This is a genomic window from Pseudomonas sp. Sample_23 (genome assembly GCF_004307595.1).
Classification (GTDB): Bacteria; Pseudomonadota; Gammaproteobacteria; order Pseudomonadales; family Pseudomonadaceae; genus Aquipseudomonas; species Aquipseudomonas atacamensis.
This window is the reverse complement of sequence record NZ_RCNX01000083.1, coordinates 259730-275967: the sequence shown is the minus strand read 5'-3', so window position 1 is coordinate 275967 and position 16238 is coordinate 259730. Positions and strand designations below refer to the sequence as shown.

15 protein-coding genes are annotated in these 16238 nt (G+C 60.3%); 5 read left to right on the top strand and 10 right to left on the bottom strand.

Features of this window, described 5'->3' with window-relative positions; all coding sequences use genetic code 11:
- Positions 1–4: 4 nt before the first annotated feature.
- Genes D8U82_RS21220 through D8U82_RS21210 form a run of 3 tightly spaced genes read right to left on the bottom strand, consistent with a single transcriptional unit; the run spans position 5 to position 1771 of the window.
- Positions 5–280, bottom strand: coding sequence for a phosphopantetheine-binding protein (locus tag D8U82_RS21220; protein WP_125925743.1), 276 nt, complete (start codon positions 278–280; stop codon positions 5–7).
- On the bottom strand, positions 258–1070 hold the full coding sequence (locus D8U82_RS21215) for a lysophospholipid acyltransferase family protein (protein ID WP_110602643.1): 813 nt from the start codon (positions 1068–1070) through the stop codon (positions 258–260). The genes D8U82_RS21220 and D8U82_RS21215 overlap by 23 nt, the downstream gene beginning before the upstream one ends.
- The gene (locus tag D8U82_RS21210) at positions 1046–1771 is read right to left on the bottom strand and encodes a beta-ketoacyl synthase chain length factor (RefSeq protein ID WP_125925742.1); all 726 of its coding nucleotides are present in this window, start codon (positions 1769–1771) and stop codon (positions 1046–1048) included. Before D8U82_RS21210 ends, D8U82_RS21215 begins: the two co-directional genes overlap by 25 nt.
- 356 nt (positions 1772–2127) lie before the next feature.
- Between D8U82_RS21210 and D8U82_RS21205 the strand changes: the two genes are divergently transcribed.
- A complete protein-coding gene (locus tag D8U82_RS21205) occupies positions 2128–2898 on the top strand; it encodes a ParA family protein (protein WP_130902910.1) in 771 nt (256 codons plus the stop codon).
- Positions 2899–3030: 132 nt separating this feature from the next.
- Here the strand turns inward: D8U82_RS21205 and trxC are convergent, their stop codons facing one another.
- Positions 3031–3465 (bottom strand): thioredoxin TrxC, encoded by a 435-nt coding sequence (gene trxC, locus D8U82_RS21195; RefSeq protein WP_130887664.1) that lies wholly within the window; start codon positions 3463–3465, stop codon positions 3031–3033.
- A 236-nt stretch (positions 3466–3701) separates the two neighbouring features.
- Here trxC and D8U82_RS21190 point away from each other — a divergent pair, with 236 nt between their 5' ends.
- Both D8U82_RS21190 and D8U82_RS21185 read left to right on the top strand, forming a co-directional pair.
- A complete protein-coding gene (locus D8U82_RS21190) occupies positions 3702–3971 on the top strand; it encodes a hypothetical protein (protein ID WP_008077592.1) in 270 nt (89 codons plus the stop codon).
- Positions 3971–4333, top strand: a complete 363-nt coding sequence (locus D8U82_RS21185) for a type II toxin-antitoxin system PemK/MazF family toxin (protein WP_130887665.1) — start codon at positions 3971–3973, stop codon at positions 4331–4333. Before D8U82_RS21190 ends, D8U82_RS21185 begins: the two co-directional genes overlap by 1 nt.
- 5 nt (positions 4334–4338) lie before the next feature.
- Here the strand turns inward: D8U82_RS21185 and selO are convergent, their stop codons facing one another.
- From selO to D8U82_RS21165, 4 genes are all read right to left on the bottom strand, one after another.
- Positions 4339–5802, bottom strand: a complete 1464-nt coding sequence (gene selO / locus D8U82_RS21180) for a protein adenylyltransferase SelO (RefSeq protein WP_130902909.1) — start codon at positions 5800–5802, stop codon at positions 4339–4341.
- 48 nt (positions 5803–5850) lie between these two features.
- Complete coding sequence (mscK, locus tag D8U82_RS21175; RefSeq protein WP_076565278.1) at positions 5851–9204, bottom strand: mechanosensitive channel MscK; 3354 nt, start codon at positions 9202–9204, stop codon at positions 5851–5853.
- A 34-nt stretch (positions 9205–9238) separates the two neighbouring features.
- Positions 9239–10981 (bottom strand): potassium/proton antiporter, encoded by a 1743-nt coding sequence (locus tag D8U82_RS21170; RefSeq protein ID WP_024011302.1) that lies wholly within the window; start codon positions 10979–10981, stop codon positions 9239–9241.
- A 294-nt stretch (positions 10982–11275) separates the two neighbouring features.
- The gene (locus tag D8U82_RS21165; protein WP_130887667.1) at positions 11276–12901 is read right to left on the bottom strand and encodes a methyl-accepting chemotaxis protein; all 1626 of its coding nucleotides are present in this window, start codon (positions 12899–12901) and stop codon (positions 11276–11278) included.
- A 277-nt stretch (positions 12902–13178) separates the two neighbouring features.
- On the opposite strand from D8U82_RS21165, the gene D8U82_RS21160 reads away from it, so the two are divergent.
- Positions 13179–13409: a hypothetical protein gene (locus tag D8U82_RS21160; protein WP_122508526.1), complete on the top strand. Its 231-nt coding sequence runs from the start codon at positions 13179–13181 to the stop codon at positions 13407–13409.
- The gene (locus D8U82_RS21155) at positions 13406–13708 is read left to right on the top strand and encodes a cell division protein ZapA (RefSeq protein WP_130887668.1); all 303 of its coding nucleotides are present in this window, start codon (positions 13406–13408) and stop codon (positions 13706–13708) included. The genes D8U82_RS21160 and D8U82_RS21155 overlap by 4 nt, the downstream gene beginning before the upstream one ends.
- A gap of 53 nt (positions 13709–13761) precedes the next feature.
- On the opposite strand, the gene D8U82_RS21150 is transcribed toward D8U82_RS21155, so the two are convergent.
- Both D8U82_RS21150 and D8U82_RS21145 read right to left on the bottom strand, forming a co-directional pair.
- The gene (locus tag D8U82_RS21150) at positions 13762–14082 is read right to left on the bottom strand and encodes a hypothetical protein (RefSeq protein WP_130902908.1); all 321 of its coding nucleotides are present in this window, start codon (positions 14080–14082) and stop codon (positions 13762–13764) included.
- A gap of 259 nt (positions 14083–14341) precedes the next feature.
- Positions 14342–16144 (bottom strand): acyl-CoA dehydrogenase, encoded by a 1803-nt coding sequence (locus D8U82_RS21145; RefSeq protein ID WP_130902907.1) that lies wholly within the window; start codon positions 16142–16144, stop codon positions 14342–14344.
- Positions 16145–16238: the final 94 nt, after the last annotated feature.

Below are 16238 nucleotides of genomic sequence, written 5' to 3'. Positions count from 1 at the left end.
GGTCTCAAGCTGCCTGTTTTGCCGTGACGAATGCCGCAAGGCTGGCCACGTCGGTGAAATGGTTGCGGGTGTCTTTGGCATCGGCGTCGATCTTGATGCCGTATTTTTTCTGGATCGCCAGGCCCAGTTCGAGCGCGTCCACGGAGTCCAGGCCGAGGCCTTCGCCGAACAATGTCTGCTCGTCGCCGATGTCCTCGGGGCTGATGTCTTCGAGGCCCAAGGCGTCGATGATCAGCAGTTTGATGTCACGCACCAGGCTAGCGGTGTTCTGATCGCTCATCTGCGGCGAGCTCCTTAATGAAATAGTCATGCAAATAATCGTTGAGCTTGCGCGAGGCCTGCGGTGCGGGGCCTTGCGCGGCGAAGGTCTGTGGGTCTATATCGGCCCCCACGCGAAAACTGAAGTGCACGCGGCGATGGGGGATGCGATACCACGGCTCGGCTTTGGTCAGGGTGGTCGGGCTGACCTTGATGATCACCGGGGTAACGATTTTCGCACCGCGCAGGGCAATTGCCGCCGCCCCCCGATGAAAGGCCGGCGCCTGACCCGGCTGGGTGCGCGTGCCTTCGGGGAAGATGATCAGGGTCTGGCCGTCCTGCAACGACTGCGCGGCTGCGTCGAGCATGTCCATGCTGCCGTCGTTGCTGATGTACTCGGTACGGCGCAGCGGGCCACGGGTGAACGGGTTTTCCCAGAGGGTTTTCTTCACTACGCAATTGGCGTGGCGCACCAGACCGATGAGAAACACCACATCGATCAGCGACGGGTGGTTGGCGATGATCATCTGCCCAGGTCGGCCGAGGCGCTCGGCACCCTCGATGTTGTAAGTGAGCACGCCGGTGCGGGCCATGAAACGCACGAAAAACCAGAACAAGCGACTGACCGTACGCCGCGCGCGCAGGCGATGGACCAGCGCGTCACCGGGCAGGCAGCCGAGCAGCGGAAATACCAGCAGGCGCAGACACAGCCCGCCGAGCCCGAACAGGGCGAAGCTCGCAGCAGTGGCCAGCAGCCGCCAGTAGTAGGCGTCGCGGTGTTTGGCGGTCACGGGTTGCGATGCCAGGTCCATACACGATTTTTCCACGCATGTTGGCAGTCAGGTTGCTGGCCGAGCAGGGTTCGCAGCAGGTTGAGCGCGTGCGGCCAGTGCGCCTTGGACCGGGTTTCGGTGCTGCTGTTCAGGGTCAGCCGCCAGTCGGTACCGGGCGTGAGCAATAAACCCAGCGCGTAAGGGAACGGCACGTCATCGACCCACTGCGAGTACGCCTCGGGCGGTTGCTCTTCGGTGATCACCATCAGCACCGCCGGGGCGCCTTCATCAAGCAATGCCGCCGCTTCGAGCATGCCATGTTCCAGACCATCGCCAGCCGCCGCGAGGGCGGTCATTTCGCTGGTTTCACCGCGCATGATCGACCACAAACCGATGATCGCGTTATGCACTGAAAGGCTGAATTGGGTCGGCGACAACGGCTGTTCGGTGGCCAGATCGCGGAGGATTTCAAACGTGCGCGGGGTTTCGCCGTGCCGCGAGACGAACACCAGCGGCAGATGGTCCCGGCCTTCGGCCAGCGGCCAGCCAACGCTGAAGGCCATCCGCGCCAGGCGGCTGAGGCGACGGCGTTGCATGGCCGGCAGAAACGACACATCGGGCGCGGCATCACTGCTCTGCAGCACGACCGGTTGTCGGCTCCAGGCCTGCCAGGCGTCCACGCTGTCGAGCCCCGGGGCCCACGCGCGCCATTGGGCGATGTTGAAGTTGATCACGGACATTCATCCCGCCCCTGCGGGCTTTCGTTGACGCGTTGAGTCGCCAGCGCCGCAGCAGGCTTGGCTTGGCGCAGGGCGCCGGGTGGCGCGCATTATCCCGGTGCGACGGGTGTGTAGCAAATGTTGGTTACATTTTGCCCAACAAAATGTACCGAGCGGTTCGCTGCATGGCTATCACTTGGCCATTATCCAGATTTGACGCGGCGTGTCTGTCAGGTGTCTCTGCGATGGCTGGCGGTTTTTTCCATGCCTGGGCGTCGGTTTTTACACCTGACGACGTAGTCCATGTCCGTGAAGGTAGCGAAGCGCGGTCACCGCCAACTACACTCGGTCATTCTTTGATACACGGAGGTTTGGTCATGCGGCGCGTGGTGTTCAATCAGAAAGGTGGCGTGGGCAAATCCAGCATCGCCTGCAATCTGGCGGCGGTCAGCGCCAGCGAGGGTTATCGCACGTTGTTGGTCGACCTCGATGCCCAGGCCAATTCCACTCAGTATCTGACCGGGCTCACCGGTGACGATATCCCGATGGGCATCGCCGATTTCTTCAAACAGACGCTGTCGTCCGGGCCGTTCTCGAAAAAGAATCAGGCGGACATCTACGAAACCCCGTTCGATAACCTGCACATCATTACCGCCACCGCCGAACTGGCCGACCTGCAGCCCAAGCTCGAGGCGAAACACAAGATCAACAAGCTGCGCAAGTTGCTGGACGAATTGTCCGAGGACTACGACCGAATCTATCTCGACACCCCGCCAGCACTGAATTTCTACGCGGTATCGGCGCTGATTGCCGCGGATCGAGTATTGATCCCCTTCGACTGCGACAGCTTTTCACGTCAGGCCCTGTACGGACTGATCGCCGAGATCGAAGAGTTGAAGGATGACCACAACGAAGGGTTGGAAGTCGAAGGCATCGTGGTCAATCAGTTCCAGGCGCGGGCCAGACTGCCGCAGCAGATGCTCGATGAGTTGATCGCCGAAGGCTTGCCGGTATTACCGGTGTATCTGAGCAGTTCGGTGCGCATGCGCGAGTCGCACCAAGCGAGCATGCCGCTGATCCACCTCGATCCACGGCACAAGCTGACCCAGCAGTTTGTGGAACTGCACAATCTGCTGGAAGACCACTGATTCCCCGACTCACACGCAAATCTCCTGTGGGAGCGAGCCTGCTCGCGAAGAGGCCGGCACATTCAACATCGGCGCTGAATGATCGACCGCCTTCGCGAGCAGGCTCGCTCCCACAGGGTGGTCTGTGTTGGGTCAGATGCCTTGGCTACGCAGCCACGCCATCAACTGCGGCAATGGAAACGCACCGCTCTGCCGCGCCACTTCCTTGCCGTTTTTAAACAGAATCAGACTCGGAATCGAGCGAATCCCCAACTGCGCCGACAACTGCTGATTCGCTTCGCTGTCGAGCTTGGCCAGCCGACACTTGCCCGCCAGCTGCGCCGCAGCCTGTTCGAACACCGGCGCAAACGACTTGCACGGCCCGCACCAGTCCGCCCAGACATCCACCAGTAACGGCAGATCGCCCTTGATCTGACTGGCGTAATCGCCTTGCTTGAGTTCGAAAGGCTTGCTCAACAGCACCGCAGATTTGCAGCGTCCGCACTTGGGTTGATCGGCGAGACGCTCGGCTGGAATGCGGTTGACGCCGTTGCAGGAGGGGCAGGGGATGAGGAGTGGGGTGGTCATGATTGGTTCTCTGATAGGCAGTCTATAGAACTGATTTGGAGTCGATCTGCCAACTTATCAATGTCGCAACTGCTCACATTTTTCTCAAAACCGTTCCGGGATCGATGGCTGGTCTGAAGACCAATTCGGCGTTTTACGCTTGTCGTGAGGAGATCGCTTTGTCTTTATCTGCGTGCTACTTTTGTTGCACTAATCCAGGAATCGATGATTCCTATGCATCAAATCGGAGCGACATAATGTCCGTAACTTCCAAGATACGCCGCCAAGGCGGCGCTGCCGTCATTACGATTCCGCCCACGCTTTTAAAGTTGTTGCATCTGGAGGTTGGCGCACAGCTAGAGCTGAATGTGGTCGATGGCGAACTGATTGCTCGTCCAGCCGTAGCCGCTACGCGTAAGCGTTATAGTTTGTCAGAGCTACTCGAAGGCGCAGAAGAATTGCAGAAACTTAACGCCCAGACTAGCGAGACCCTTGAAGGTGATTCTGTCGGCCGGGAGCTGGGTTGATGGTGCGCCGCCAGCCCCCTCAGCGGGGTGACGTTTACTGGATTGATCCAAACCCAGTGGCGGGGCGGGAGATGATGAACAGACATCGCTTTGTGGTCATCACGCCCAGAGAGATCAACGCATTGGGCGTGAGCATGACGGTGCCTGTTACTAGCGGTGGGAATTTCAGCCGGAGTATGGGTTTGGCGGTCGCCATTACTGGCCACGAAACCAATGGTGTAGCGGTGTGTAATCAGGTTCGCAGTTTTGACATAGAACAACGGGTACGAGACGGCACGGCCAAATTCATCGAGCGACTGGATGACGTGACAATGTCTGACATCGTCGACCGTGTAATCAGTGCAATCGACCCGCTAAGCTGAAGCGCCTACGAAGAACAACTGATCTCCAAATGCTTTCCCCACTCCGGTGGCCGCTCGGCGTAACCCTCCATCCCCGGCTGCTCCTCAAACGGTTTGCTCAGCACCGCATGCAGTCGGCGTACCTCGGCATAATCCCCTTGTTCCGCCGCATCAATAGCCTTTTGCGCCAGATAATTGCGCAGGATGTACAGCGGATTGACGGCATGCATCCGTGCGCGGCGTTGTGCCTGATCGGCATTGCCGTCGCGGCCGACCCGGGCGACGTAGCGTTCGCCCCAGGCATCGAAACCTTTGATATCGACAAAATCGTCGCGCAGGCGGGCGATGGCCTGTTCGGCTGACTCTTCACCGAGGCGGCGGAAGAACAGCGTGTAGTCGACGCCGCTGTTCTGCATCAGTTGCAGCAGGTTTTCCAGCAGTTGCTGATCGTCGTCCTCGGCGGTGGTGAAGCCGAAGCGGCGGCGCATCAGGTCGAGGTAGTGCGCCTGGAACAGCGGCAGGTACAAGCCGAGGGTTTCGCGCAGGGCCTCGACGCTGATGAACGGCGTCAGTGCCTGGGCGAGGGCGCTGAGGTTCCACTGGCCCACCGGCACCTGATTGCTGAACGAGTAGCGGCCCTGATCATCGGAGTGATTGCAGATGAAATTTGCGTCGAAATCGTCGAGGAAGGCGAACGGGCCGAAGTCGAAGGTGATGCCGAGGATCGACATGTTGTCGGTATTCATTACGCCGTGGCAGAAGCCATAAGCCTGCCACTTGGCGATCAGCTCGGCGTTGCGTTCGACGATTTCGCGAAACATCGCCAGATACGGTTCCGGTTGCTCCAGGCATTCGGGGAAGTGCATCGCCAGCACATGCTCGCCAAGCTGTTTCTGCTGCTCGGGGCGCTTGGTGTAGTAGAAGTATTCGAAATGGCCGAAGCGGATATGGCTCGGCGCCAGACGCAGCACCATCGCCGCGCGTTCCTGCTTTTCCCGCCAGACCGGCGTGTCGGAGCCAATCACGCAGGCGGCCCGCGAAGATGGAATGTTCAGCGCGTACAGCGCTTCGGAAGCGAGAAACTCGCGAATCGATGAGCGCAGCACCGCGCGACCATCGCCCATGCGCGAAAACGGCGTTTGCCCGGCGCCCTTGAGGTGCAGGTCCCAGTGTTCACCGGCGTTGTTGTACACCTCGCCCAGCAGCAGACCGCGCCCGTCACCCAGTTGCGGGGTATAACCGCCGAACTGATGGCCGGAATACACCATCGCCCGTGGCTCGGCGTCGGCCCACAGCTTGTGGCCGCCGAACAGCTGCGCGAATTCTTCGGTTTCGGCGCTGGCCGCATCGAGATCAAGCAAGGCCAGAGCGGCCGGGCTGGCGACCACCAGACGCGGATTGTCGATCGGTTCGGGCAGCACGTGCGCGGAGAACGCGTCGCCCAGGCGGGCAAAGCGGTTGTCGAAAGTCAGTTCGTCGAGGGCTTTCACGGGCCGGCTCCAGCAGAATGTCCAAGCATTCTGCTGGGACCATGTCGGTTAGTCGAGTTTGCTCGGTGGCGGTTCCGGCAACGGTTTCTGCCCGTCGACGATCGGCACGATGGTTTTGTTCTCGGGTTCCACAGGCACCATCTTGTATTCCTGGCCGTGCAGGTTCTTCAGATAAACCTCCATCTGCCGGAACGAGATGTTGATGTGCTGCTTCTTGAACTCGCGATTGATGAAGCGGTTGACCTCATCCAGCACCGGGTTGCGGTCACCGAGATCGCGCACATGCATGCGCAGTTCGTGGTCGAGGGTGCTTTCGCCGAAGTTGAGGAAGTACACGTGTGGCTCAGGTTCTTTGAGCACACGCGGGTTCTCCCGGGCCGCTTTGAGCAGCAGTTCCTTGACCAGGTCCAGATCCGAACCGTAATCGACGCCCAGTTTCAGCGTGACGCGGGTGATGGTGTCGGTCAGCGACCAGTTGATCAGTTGCCCGGTGATGAACGTCTTGTTCGGGACAATGATGTCCTTGCGGTCGAAGTCGGTGATGGTCGTGGCGCGGATGCGGATCTTGCTCACCGTGCCCGAGAGGTTGCCGATGGTGATGGTGTCGCCGATTCGCACCGGGCGTTCGAAGAGGATCATGATGCCGGAGATGAAGTTGGCGAAGATCTCCTGCATACCGAAACCGAGGCCTACTGACAGCGCCGCCACCAGCCATTGCAACTTGTCCCAACTGACGCCGAGGGTCGACAGGGTGGTGACAAAACCAACGCCGGCAATCACGTAGGACAGCAGCGTCGTTGTCGCATAAGCGCTACCCTGGGCCAGGTTGAGCTTGGACAGCACGAACACTTCGAGCAGACCGGGCAAGTTGCGCGCCAGCGCGAAGGTGATGCCGATGATGATCAGCGCGCCGAGCATGTCGCCGATGCTGATCGGCACCATGCTCATGTTGGCGCCAGTGCCGCTGGTGTATTCGTAAAGGGTGATGTTGTCCAGATACGAGAACACCGAAATCAGGTCCGACCAGACCCAGTACAGCGCCGCGATGAAACCGCCGAGCAGGGCCAGACGGATCAGGCGCAGGGACTGCTCGTTGACCTTTTCAATGTCCAGCGTCGGCTCTTCGATCACCGCTTCGCCGTCGCCGGCCTCTTTTGCCGCCTGCCGTTTGGCCAGTGCGCGCTGATAAGCCAAACGCCGCGCGGCAACGCTCAAGCCACGCACGAAGGTCGCCTCGATCACCAGCCAGAACATCAGCAGGTACAGGGTGTTGATCAAGCGGTCGCTGAGTTTCAGCGCGGTGTAGTAGTAGCCGAAGCACACCGCGACAAACAGGGCGATCGGCAGCAGGGTGAACATCACTCCGACGGCTTTGCGGAACAGCGAAGCGTTCTGGTGCGTCGGGCTGCTGATCAGCAGGCGACTGAGCAGCCATGCCATCAAGGCGTAGCAGGTCAGCACCACCGGCATGCCGAGCACGTCATCGGCCAGCGCCGCTGGTTGCAATTCGGCGACGGCCACCACGGCCACCAGCGCCATGACCACAAGGCCCAATCGACGCACCCAGCCCTGAAGGAACTCGACCTGCGGTTTTTCCCAGCGGAAGTGCAATTCCGCCACGCCACCCGGCGCAAGAATCCGGTACGCGGTGTAGAACACCAGCCAGGCCTGGCCCATCTGCAACAGCGCCGCGCCCATGTTGGCGTTCTGCCCGCGCGCGTCGATCTGCAGGGCCAGGCCGCACAGCGCCAGACCCAGCGCCACCGGCATCGCCAGCAGGATGTTGATCAGAATCGCCTGCGGCGTGTGCCACTGGCTGTCGCGCTTGAAGTGGCCGATGTCCTGGTGAACCTTGTTGAGTCTTCCGTATAGGGCCTTGCGGCGCCACAACAGGGCGCCGATCAGCAGCGCCAGAGGCAAGAACAGCAATGGCCGCTGGGTCAGGCCGTCAGCCAGTTCGCTCAGGCTCGACGCCCACGGCAGGGTGTTGACCTGTCGCTCGAGACGTTCGGGCACACCGCGCATCCATTCCACGTCCAGCGGCTTGTTGCTGGGGATCCAGAACATCTGTTCGTCGAGGGTCGCGCGCAGGCTTTGCGCGGTGCTCAGCAATTGTTTCTGGTTGAGCTGCAGGGTGATCGATTCGTTGAGCATCGCGCTCAACTCGCGGTTCAGCCGCTCGAGCAGATCAGCGCGGGTGTTGGCCAGATCGAGCAGGCTCTTGCGCAACTGCGGGGTGACCTGCTCCGGCGGCTGCGTGGCGAGCAAATTGTCGACGTAGGTCGCCGGATTGCTCAGCAGCTCCCGCTGCTGGCTGACATCGAACTGATACAGGCGAATATCGGCAATCTGGTCGGCGAGGTCGCGGTCGACCTTCAAGTGCGGCAGCGCCTGCTTCTGTTTGTAGAGGATTTTCGACAGCAGCAGGCTGCCCTTGAGCACGTTGATTTGCTCGTCCAGTGCCGAATCGCTCTGGGTCAGGGTGTCGAGTTGCTGTTTGGTCTGCAGGTTCTGCTGCGTGACTTCGTTGAGACGGTCGGTGCTCTTGAGCAAATAGTCGGAAAGCTTGAGATTGGTCGCGCTCTCACTCGCCAGCAGGCTGCTGCCGCCGGCCTTCTGCGCTTCGATCGATTGCTGGGTAACGGTTTCCTGCGACTGCGCCAGACGTTTCTGGTTGATCAGGGTTTGCAGTTCCTGGATCTCGCGGTCGAGACGATCGGATTTTTCCGAGAGCAAGTCATGCTGAGCGTTGCCCAGATCCTGCAACTGGGTGTTGCCGGCCAGTTCCTGGCGGCGCAGTGGAATCAGTGCATTGAGTGCGGCGAGTTCGGCGTTCAACTGGTCGCGCTGTTCGGCGGTGACCGTTTTGCCGGTGTCCTTGCCGGATTTGAGGATGGTGTTGATCTGCTGGATGCGCGTCTGGCTGGCGGAAATCTCCGCCTGAGCGCGCTCGGGGCGAGTCTGCGCGGTGATGATCAGGCTGTTGGCTTCGGCCAGGGCTTTTTGCAGGTCGCTCTGCTGGGTCGAGCGATCGGTAAGGATCTGCTCCAGTTGCTGAATCGACTCCTTCGGAAAACGCTGCGCGACCGGCACCGGTGCGGTGGCCTTGAGGCGGCTGAGTTCGCGGGTATTTTCAATCGTCTGCTTCGGCGCGTTGGCCAGCTGACGCTTGAGATCGATCAGTTTCTGCTCGTAATCACGCTGGTTGTTCAGCTGATTGAGGGTGTTCTGCAGCACGGTCTGCAGGGTCTTCTTGTCGGCGTCCGGCAGTTTACTGTCGGCCAGCTTGTCGAGGCTGGCCTGCACGGCATCGCTGGACGGTGGTTCGGCAGCATGCAGCGGGCCGACGACGAGACTGAGGCCCAGCAGGGCCGCGGCGAAAAAGGAGCGCAGGGTAGGCATAGAGACCGGTCAAGCAAGTGAGAGTGGGAGCAGTTTAGAGGAAGAGTCCGGGGCCCGGGCGACTTCCTTCGGGGAATCTGACGCCCACTTTGCCGATCTTGTTCCCGTCCATGACCGCCACCGTCCAGTGGGTGTTGTTCCACTCCACCTGGTCGCCGACGATGGGAGCACCCCCGACTTTTTGCGCAATGAACGCGCCCAGGGTCATGTCCGGATCGATGCCTTCGGCCGGCAAGCCATACAGCGCTGCAACCGCTTTAAGCTGGGCGTCTCCTTCGAGCACGAAGTCGCCGAAGAAACGCAGATCGAGGCCGCGTTGCGGTGCCTGGCTGAACAGTTTGCCGAGGGCCGGCAAGTTGTGTTCATGGCCAATAACACACAGCAAATCATCGACTTCCAGCACCGTACTACCCGACGGATGGAGCAGTTGCTGGCCACGAAACAGCGCCGCGATGCGTGTGCCTTCGGGCATTTTCAGCTCACGCAGGGGCGAGCCGATGCACCATTTCTCCGCGCCGAGCTTGTAAACGAACAGTTCCCACTCGCTGGTGACGTGCACTTCCAGTGCCGCCCGGGAAATCGGCGCGGGTTCCGGCGGCACCGTCACCTTGAGCAGCTTGGCCACCCACGGCAGGCTCGTGCCCTGCACCAGCAGCGACACCAACACGATGAAGAACGCCAGATTGAAATACAACTGCGCTTGCGGCAGCCCGGCCATCAGCGGGAATACCGCGAGAATGATCGGCACCGCGCCGCGCAGGCCGACCCAGGAAATAAAGGCTTTTTCGCGACCGTGGAAGGCCTTGAACGGCAGCAGGCCGACCATCACCGACAGCGGCCGCGCGAAGAGAATCATCCACAGCGCCAGACCGAGGGCGGGCAGAGCGATCGGCAGCAGATCGTGGGGCGTGACCAGCAGGCCCAGCACCAGGAACATGCCGATCTGCGCCAGCCAGGCCATGCCGTCGAGCATATGCAGAATGCCGTGGCGGCTGCGCACCGGGCGGTTGCCGATCACCAGACCGCACAGGTAGACGGCGAGGAAGCCGCTACCATGCAAGGCGTTGGTCAGCGCGAACACCACCAGACCGCCAGCAATGATGAGGATCGGATAGAGCCCGGCGGCGAGATTGATGCGATTGACCAGTTGCAGCATCACCCAGCCGCCGCCCAGACCGATCACGCCACCGATGCCGAATTCGCGGATCAGGTGGGTCAGCAGGCTCCAGTGCAGGCCGGTTTCGCCGCTGGCGAGCATGTCGATCAGGGTCACGGTGAGAAACACCGCCATCGGGTCGTTGCTGCCGGATTCGATTTCCAGACTGGCGCTGACTCGTTCGTTGAGGCCTTTACCGCCGAGCAGCGAGAACACCGCAGCGGCGTCGGTCGAGCCGACGATGGCGCCGATCAGCAGGCCCTGAATCAGATTGAGGTCGAACAGCCACGCAGCGGCCATGCCGGTCAGCCCGGTGGTGATCAACACCCCGACCGTGGCCAGCGACAGCGCCGGCCACAAGGCCACGCGGAAACTCGACACCCGCGTACGCAAGCCGCCGTCGAGCAGGATCACTGCCAGGGCGAGGTTGCCGACCAGATAGGCCGTCGGGTAGTTATCGAAAATGATCCCGCCACCATCGACCCCGGCAGCCATGCCGACCGCGAGAATGATGACCAGAATCGGAATGCCGAGACGTGAAGAAAGAGAACTGACAAGAATGCTTGCGCCTACCAGCAACGCGCCGATCAAGAACAGGCTGTTGATGGTCGTCGCATTCAAAGGCAGTACTCCAGAAGCGTAAAGACGAGGCACAAACTGACCATGCAGTCTGCGTGCCAGCGATTCTAACCTGTTGAAATGTGATGCTGTCAAAAAGCTTTTTTGCAAAATCACCCTGGAAATGCGGCGAATGATGACTGTGGCGAGGGGATTCATCCCCGTTCGGCGGCGCAGCCGTCGTAAAACCGCTGTACGCGGATCCTTAAAGGGAACCGCATACGCTGCTTTTGGGGCGGCTTCGCCACCCAACGGGGATAAATCCCCTCACCACAGGGGAAGCTCCAGTGAGGTGTGTTACAGGCTGAACCGCCCAACCATGTTGTTCAAATCCAGCGCCAAGCGCGACAGCTCATTGCTCGCCGCGCTGGTCTGATTGGCGCCGGTCGCCGACTGCACCGACAGATCGCGGATGTTGACCAGATTGCGATCGACTTCCCGCGCCACCTGCGCCTGCTCTTCGGCGGCGCTGGCGATGACCAGGTTGCGCTCGTTGATTTCGACGATAGCGCTGTTGATGGTGTCGAGTGACATCCCGGCGCCACGGGCGATGTTCAGCGTGGATTCGGCGCGCTCGGTGCTGTTGCGCATCGAATCCACGGCGTGTTCGGTGCCGCTCTGGATGCTGCCGATCATGCGTTCGATTTCGCTGGTCGACTGCTGGGTGCGATGGGCCAGTGCGCGCACTTCGTCGGCCACCACGGCGAAACCACGCCCGGCCTCACCGGCACGGGCCGCTTCGATTGCTGCGTTCAATGCCAGCAGGTTGGTCTGATCGGCGAGGCCACGAATCACGTCGAGCACCTTGCCGATGTCGCGGGATTCATTGGCCAGGTCGCCGATCAGCGACGCGGTGCTCTGCACATCGGCGCTCATGCGTTCGATGGCGCTGACGGTTTCCTGCACCAGATCACGACCGTCGCCCGCCGAAGTGGTGGCGTTTTTCGAGGCTTCCGAAGTGCTGACCGCGTTGCGCGCGACTTCTTCGACGGCGCTGGTCATCTCATTCACCGCAGTGGCGGCCTGCTCGATTTCGTTGTTCTGCTGGGTCAGGCCGCGAGCACTTTCATCGGTGACGCTGTTCAGCTCTTCCGCAGCAGACGCAAGCTGTGTGGCCGAACCGGAGATGCGCTGCAGGGTGTCGCGCAGCTTCGATTGCATCTTCGCCATCGCCGCCAGCAGGCGCCCGGCTTCATCTTCGCCATCGACATGGATCGGCTGGGTCAGGTTGCCTTCGGCGATGGTTTCCGCCGCCTCGAGTGCCTTGGAAATCGGCTTGGTAATGCTCACGGTCAGCAGCCAGGCGAACAGCAGGGTCAGGCCGCTGGCGATCACCAGCAGAGTGACGACCAGATCGAACGACATCGAGTACTGATCCTTGGCGCCCTGATCAGTCTCGGCAATTTGCTGAGTATTGATCTCCAGCAGACGCGCAAGTGCGGTGTTGACGGCCTCTGAGTTGCTCAGCAAATCATTGTTGAGCATCTGCTGCAACTCGGCGATCTGGTTGTTGCGCGACAGGGTTTTCATGCGTTCTTCAAGCTGACGGTACTGCGCCAGCAACTGCACGTACTGATCGTACGCCGAGCGCTCCTCCGGGCTGGAGATCAGCGGCTCATAGGCGCGTTGCGCATCGGCGATCTGGCGGTTGCGCATGTCGAACAGTTCGATGGTTTTCTGCTGCACGTCGGGTTCGCGATTGATCAGCAAACGATAGGACAGCACGCGCAGGCGCAGGGTCAGTTGGGTGAATTCGTCCAGAGCCTTGATCGACGGCACGCTGGCGGTGGCGATGTCTTCGCCGGCCGCGCGGATCTTGCTCATCTGGTTCAGCGCAAACACGCCGAGGATCAACATCAGGCCGCCGATCAGGGCGAAGCCGGTGAACGCCCGTGGGGCGATATTCATATTGCGAAGGGACATGGGCGGATACCGAAAAGGGCCGCATCCATGCGGGCTGAGACTGCTGTATGGGTGACTTATCGGTCATACGACTAAAGTCTTGAGGTGGTGTGCGTATTTGTCGCAGACACGCTTGAGCGACGAAGTGCAGGAACCAGATCGACCAATCACAGTCTTTTAAACTCGCGAGAAGCTTCGCCAACCAGGAAAATCAAGGCCTTGCGCCGGTTTAACCCTGGCATCCGTGGTGACTTTTCTTTATCGTACGCGCCCTTTGAAAAACGCTTGGAAGATCAAAATGTTGGAAGCATCCCTCAGCCAATTGGAACAGCTCGTCAGCGACCTGGTGCAACAGAACCAGACCTTGCTGCAGACCAACCAGACCCTGTCCACGGAACTGGCCCAGGCCAAGGATGAAAATGAAAGCCTGCAACTGAACCTGATGGAGCAGGAAGAAAAACACGGCGCCACCGCCGCGCGCATCCAGGCGCTGGTTGATCGCGTCAACGCCGGTCCCGTCAGCGCATGAACCACGGCACAGCAGGGGTAAAAGTCATCTCCATTCTTGGCGAGGACTATTCGATCAAGGCACCGGCCGGGGAAGAACAGACCCTGCTGGACGCGGCGATGATGCTCAAGGCAGCGCTGGAAGACACCAAGCGCAAATACCCGACGCTGATCGGCGACCGTTTGCTGGTGCTGGCGGCGATGAATCTGTGCTCCCAGCAGATCGAAATGAAAAAGCAGCACAAAGAAGAACTCGAGCGTTATCAAGAGCAAGTCAGCGCCACGGTCGAGACGATTGCCAAGACCATCAATCAGGTTTGACGGGTCGCCAGAATCTCGTCGCCCCTCAACGGAGCGCTCTGTTCAGGGGCGCTTCAGGCGATGACCAGTTCGCAGCGATATCGACCGCCAGACTCGAAAATGTTTTTTGCAGTTATGGTGCGTTTGCGTCCGTTGAAATCAAACGTTTCGTCCTTGCTGGCAGCCCAAAGCATAACGTCATGGGAGATAGGTTGCTCAGACACCAGCGTTTCATCTTTCAAAGACACTTCAATTTTGTAGTCGGGATCGCTGGCGGCGAAGTGTTTTGCGGTCACTACCGCGTCGTTTTGACCTCGTCGTAGCGTATCGCCGATTTTTATGTGCAACAGCAGGAGGTCAAGAGATTCGCTTTCTGTCGACTTTAGCTCGTCCATATCCGTATCCGTTGTGTGGTTTACCATATGAAGGTTCAAGGATACGCGGCCATTGCTTCGGCGGAACCTGTCAGGTTTTACAGGTGACAGGACAAGCGTTTTGTGGGTGTGCAGCAAAGCAACTGGATATGATCAGGCTGAGCTGATGCGTGATCAGGTCCCTGCGCAGGCAAGCCACTCGCACCGGGATCACGCCCAGAGACCCTGTGGGAACGGACTTGCCTGCGAAGAGGGAATAAGCCGCTACGCACGATCGAGATCAGAACCACTCCTCCCGCATCCCCAGACACGTATCATCCCGCGCCTCCAGCAAGTCCAGCTCATGCTGGCAACCCGGCACTTCCCATGTCAGGAAATACCGTGCCGCCTGCAACTTGCCCTTATAGAAGTCGACATCCGCCGAATTGCCTTTGGCCAGGCCTTCCTCGGCGCGGATCGCCTGCTCCAGCCAGCGCCAGCCGATCACTGCGTGACCGAACACTTTCAGGTACAGCGCCGAGTTCGCCAGGCTGCTGTTGACCTTGCCTTGGGCCAGATCGGTGAGCAGGCCGATGGTCACGGTTTGCAAGCGGGCCACGAGTTTTTCCAGCGGTTCGCGCAGGGTGGTCAACGAATCGTATGCAGTGGCACGTTCGGCCGTGTTGGCGATCAATCGAATCAGCTGCTTGAGACCGGCGCCACCGTTCTGCGCCAGCTTGCGCCCGAGCAGATCCAGCGACTGGATGCCGTGGGTGCCTTCGTGGATCGGATTCAAGCGGTTGTCACGGTAGTACTGCTCCACCGGGTACTCACGGGTGTAGCCGTGGCCGCCAAGAATCTGGATCGCCAGTTCGTTGGCTTTGAGGCAGAACTCCGAAGGCCAGGATTTGACGATTGGCGTCAGCAGGTCCAACAGCTCATGAGCCTGTTTGCGTTCGGCTTCGGTTTCCAGCGTGGTGGTGTCATCGAACAAACGCGCGGCATACAGGCCGAGGTCAAACGCACCTTCGACGTAGGATTTCTGCGTCAGCAGCATGCGTCTGACGTCCGCGTGCTGAATGATCGGCACCGGCGCCGTGGTCGGATCCTTGCTGTCCGGCACCCGGCCCTGCGGCCGCTCACGCGCATATTCCAGCGAATACAGGTAACCGGCATAGCCGAGCATCACCGCGCCCATGCCGACGCCGATCCGCGCTTCGTTCATCATCTGGAACATGTAGCTCAAGCCATGGTGTGGCTTGCCTACCAGATAGCCGACGCACTCGCCGTTATCGCCGAAGTTCAGCGCCGTCGATGTGGTGCCGCGCCAGCCCATCTTGTGGAACAAACCGGCGAGCAGCACGTCGTTGCGCTGGCCGAGGCTGCCGTCGTCGTTGACCAGAAACTTCGGCACGATAAACAGCGAAATACCTTTCACCCCCGGTGGGGCGTCGGGCAGTTTGGCCAGAACCATGTGCACGATGTTTTCCGACAGCGGATGGTCGCCACCGGAAATGAAAATCTTGTTGCCCTTCAGGCGATAGGTGCCGTCGGATGCAGGCTCGGCGCGGGTACGAATGTCCGACAGTGACGAACCGGCATGGGGCTCGGTCAGGGCCATGGTGCCGAAGAAACGTCCGTCGATCATCGGTTGCAGGAAGCGCTGTTTCTGCTCTTCGCTGCCGAAGCTCTCGATCAGGTTGGCCGCGCCCATGGTCAGGAACGGGTATGAGGTCGACGCTGCGTTGGCGGACTGAAAGTGCGCGAAGCAGGCTTGCGACAGCAGGGTCGGCAATTGCATGCCGCCGGCCTCGAAGCTGCGTGCGGCGTTGAGAAAGCCGGCCTCGAGAAAGGCATCCACCGCTGGTTTCACTTCGGGAATCAGAATGGCCTGGCCATCTTCATAGCGCGGCTCGTTTTCATCGCCCTTGCGGTTGTGCGGGGCGAAATACTTTTCGGCGATGTTGCGCGCGGTGCCGATGGCGGCGTCGAAGGTCTCGCGATTGTGCTCGGCAAAGCGCTCGCGCCGGGTCAGGCCCTCGGCATCGAGGACTTCGTACAGCTCGAAAGCCAGATTGCGGGAACTGAGCAGCGTCTCGGACATGGCGGCCTACCTGGAAATTGGGGTTGGGCCGAGTCTAGGCGTGCTGATAAAGACTGAACAGGATGATTGATAAGCGTGATGTTGGAGCCGCGCG

Bases quoted from the DNA above. Each gene is read 5' to 3' on its own strand.
- D8U82_RS21220 (WP_125925743.1), bottom strand. From the start codon at position 280: ATGAGCGATCAGAACACCGCTAGCCTGGTGCGTGACATCAAACTGCTG.
- D8U82_RS21215 (WP_110602643.1), bottom strand. From the start codon at position 1,070: ATGGACCTGGCATCGCAACCCGTGACCGCCAAACACCGCGACGCCTAC.
- D8U82_RS21210 (WP_125925742.1), bottom strand. From the start codon at position 1,771: ATGTCCGTGATCAACTTCAACATCGCCCAATGGCGCGCGTGGGCCCCG.
- D8U82_RS21205 (WP_130902910.1), top strand. From the start codon at position 2,128: ATGCGGCGCGTGGTGTTCAATCAGAAAGGTGGCGTGGGCAAATCCAGC.
- trxC (WP_130887664.1), bottom strand. From the start codon at position 3,465: ATGACCACCCCACTCCTCATCCCCTGCCCCTCCTGCAACGGCGTCAAC.
- D8U82_RS21190 (WP_008077592.1), top strand. From the start codon at position 3,702: ATGTCCGTAACTTCCAAGATACGCCGCCAAGGCGGCGCTGCCGTCATT.
- D8U82_RS21185 (WP_130887665.1), top strand. From the start codon at position 3,971: ATGGTGCGCCGCCAGCCCCCTCAGCGGGGTGACGTTTACTGGATTGAT.
- mscK (WP_076565278.1), bottom strand. From the start codon at position 9,204: ATGCCTACCCTGCGCTCCTTTTTCGCCGCGGCCCTGCTGGGCCTCAGT.
- D8U82_RS21165 (WP_130887667.1), bottom strand. From the start codon at position 12,901: ATGTCCCTTCGCAATATGAATATCGCCCCACGGGCGTTCACCGGCTTC.
- D8U82_RS21160 (WP_122508526.1), top strand. From the start codon at position 13,179: ATGTTGGAAGCATCCCTCAGCCAATTGGAACAGCTCGTCAGCGACCTG.
- D8U82_RS21155 (WP_130887668.1), top strand. From the start codon at position 13,406: ATGAACCACGGCACAGCAGGGGTAAAAGTCATCTCCATTCTTGGCGAG.
- D8U82_RS21150 (WP_130902908.1), bottom strand. From the start codon at position 14,082: ATGGACGAGCTAAAGTCGACAGAAAGCGAATCTCTTGACCTCCTGCTG.
- D8U82_RS21145 (WP_130902907.1), bottom strand. From the start codon at position 16,144: ATGTCCGAGACGCTGCTCAGTTCCCGCAATCTGGCTTTCGAGCTGTAC.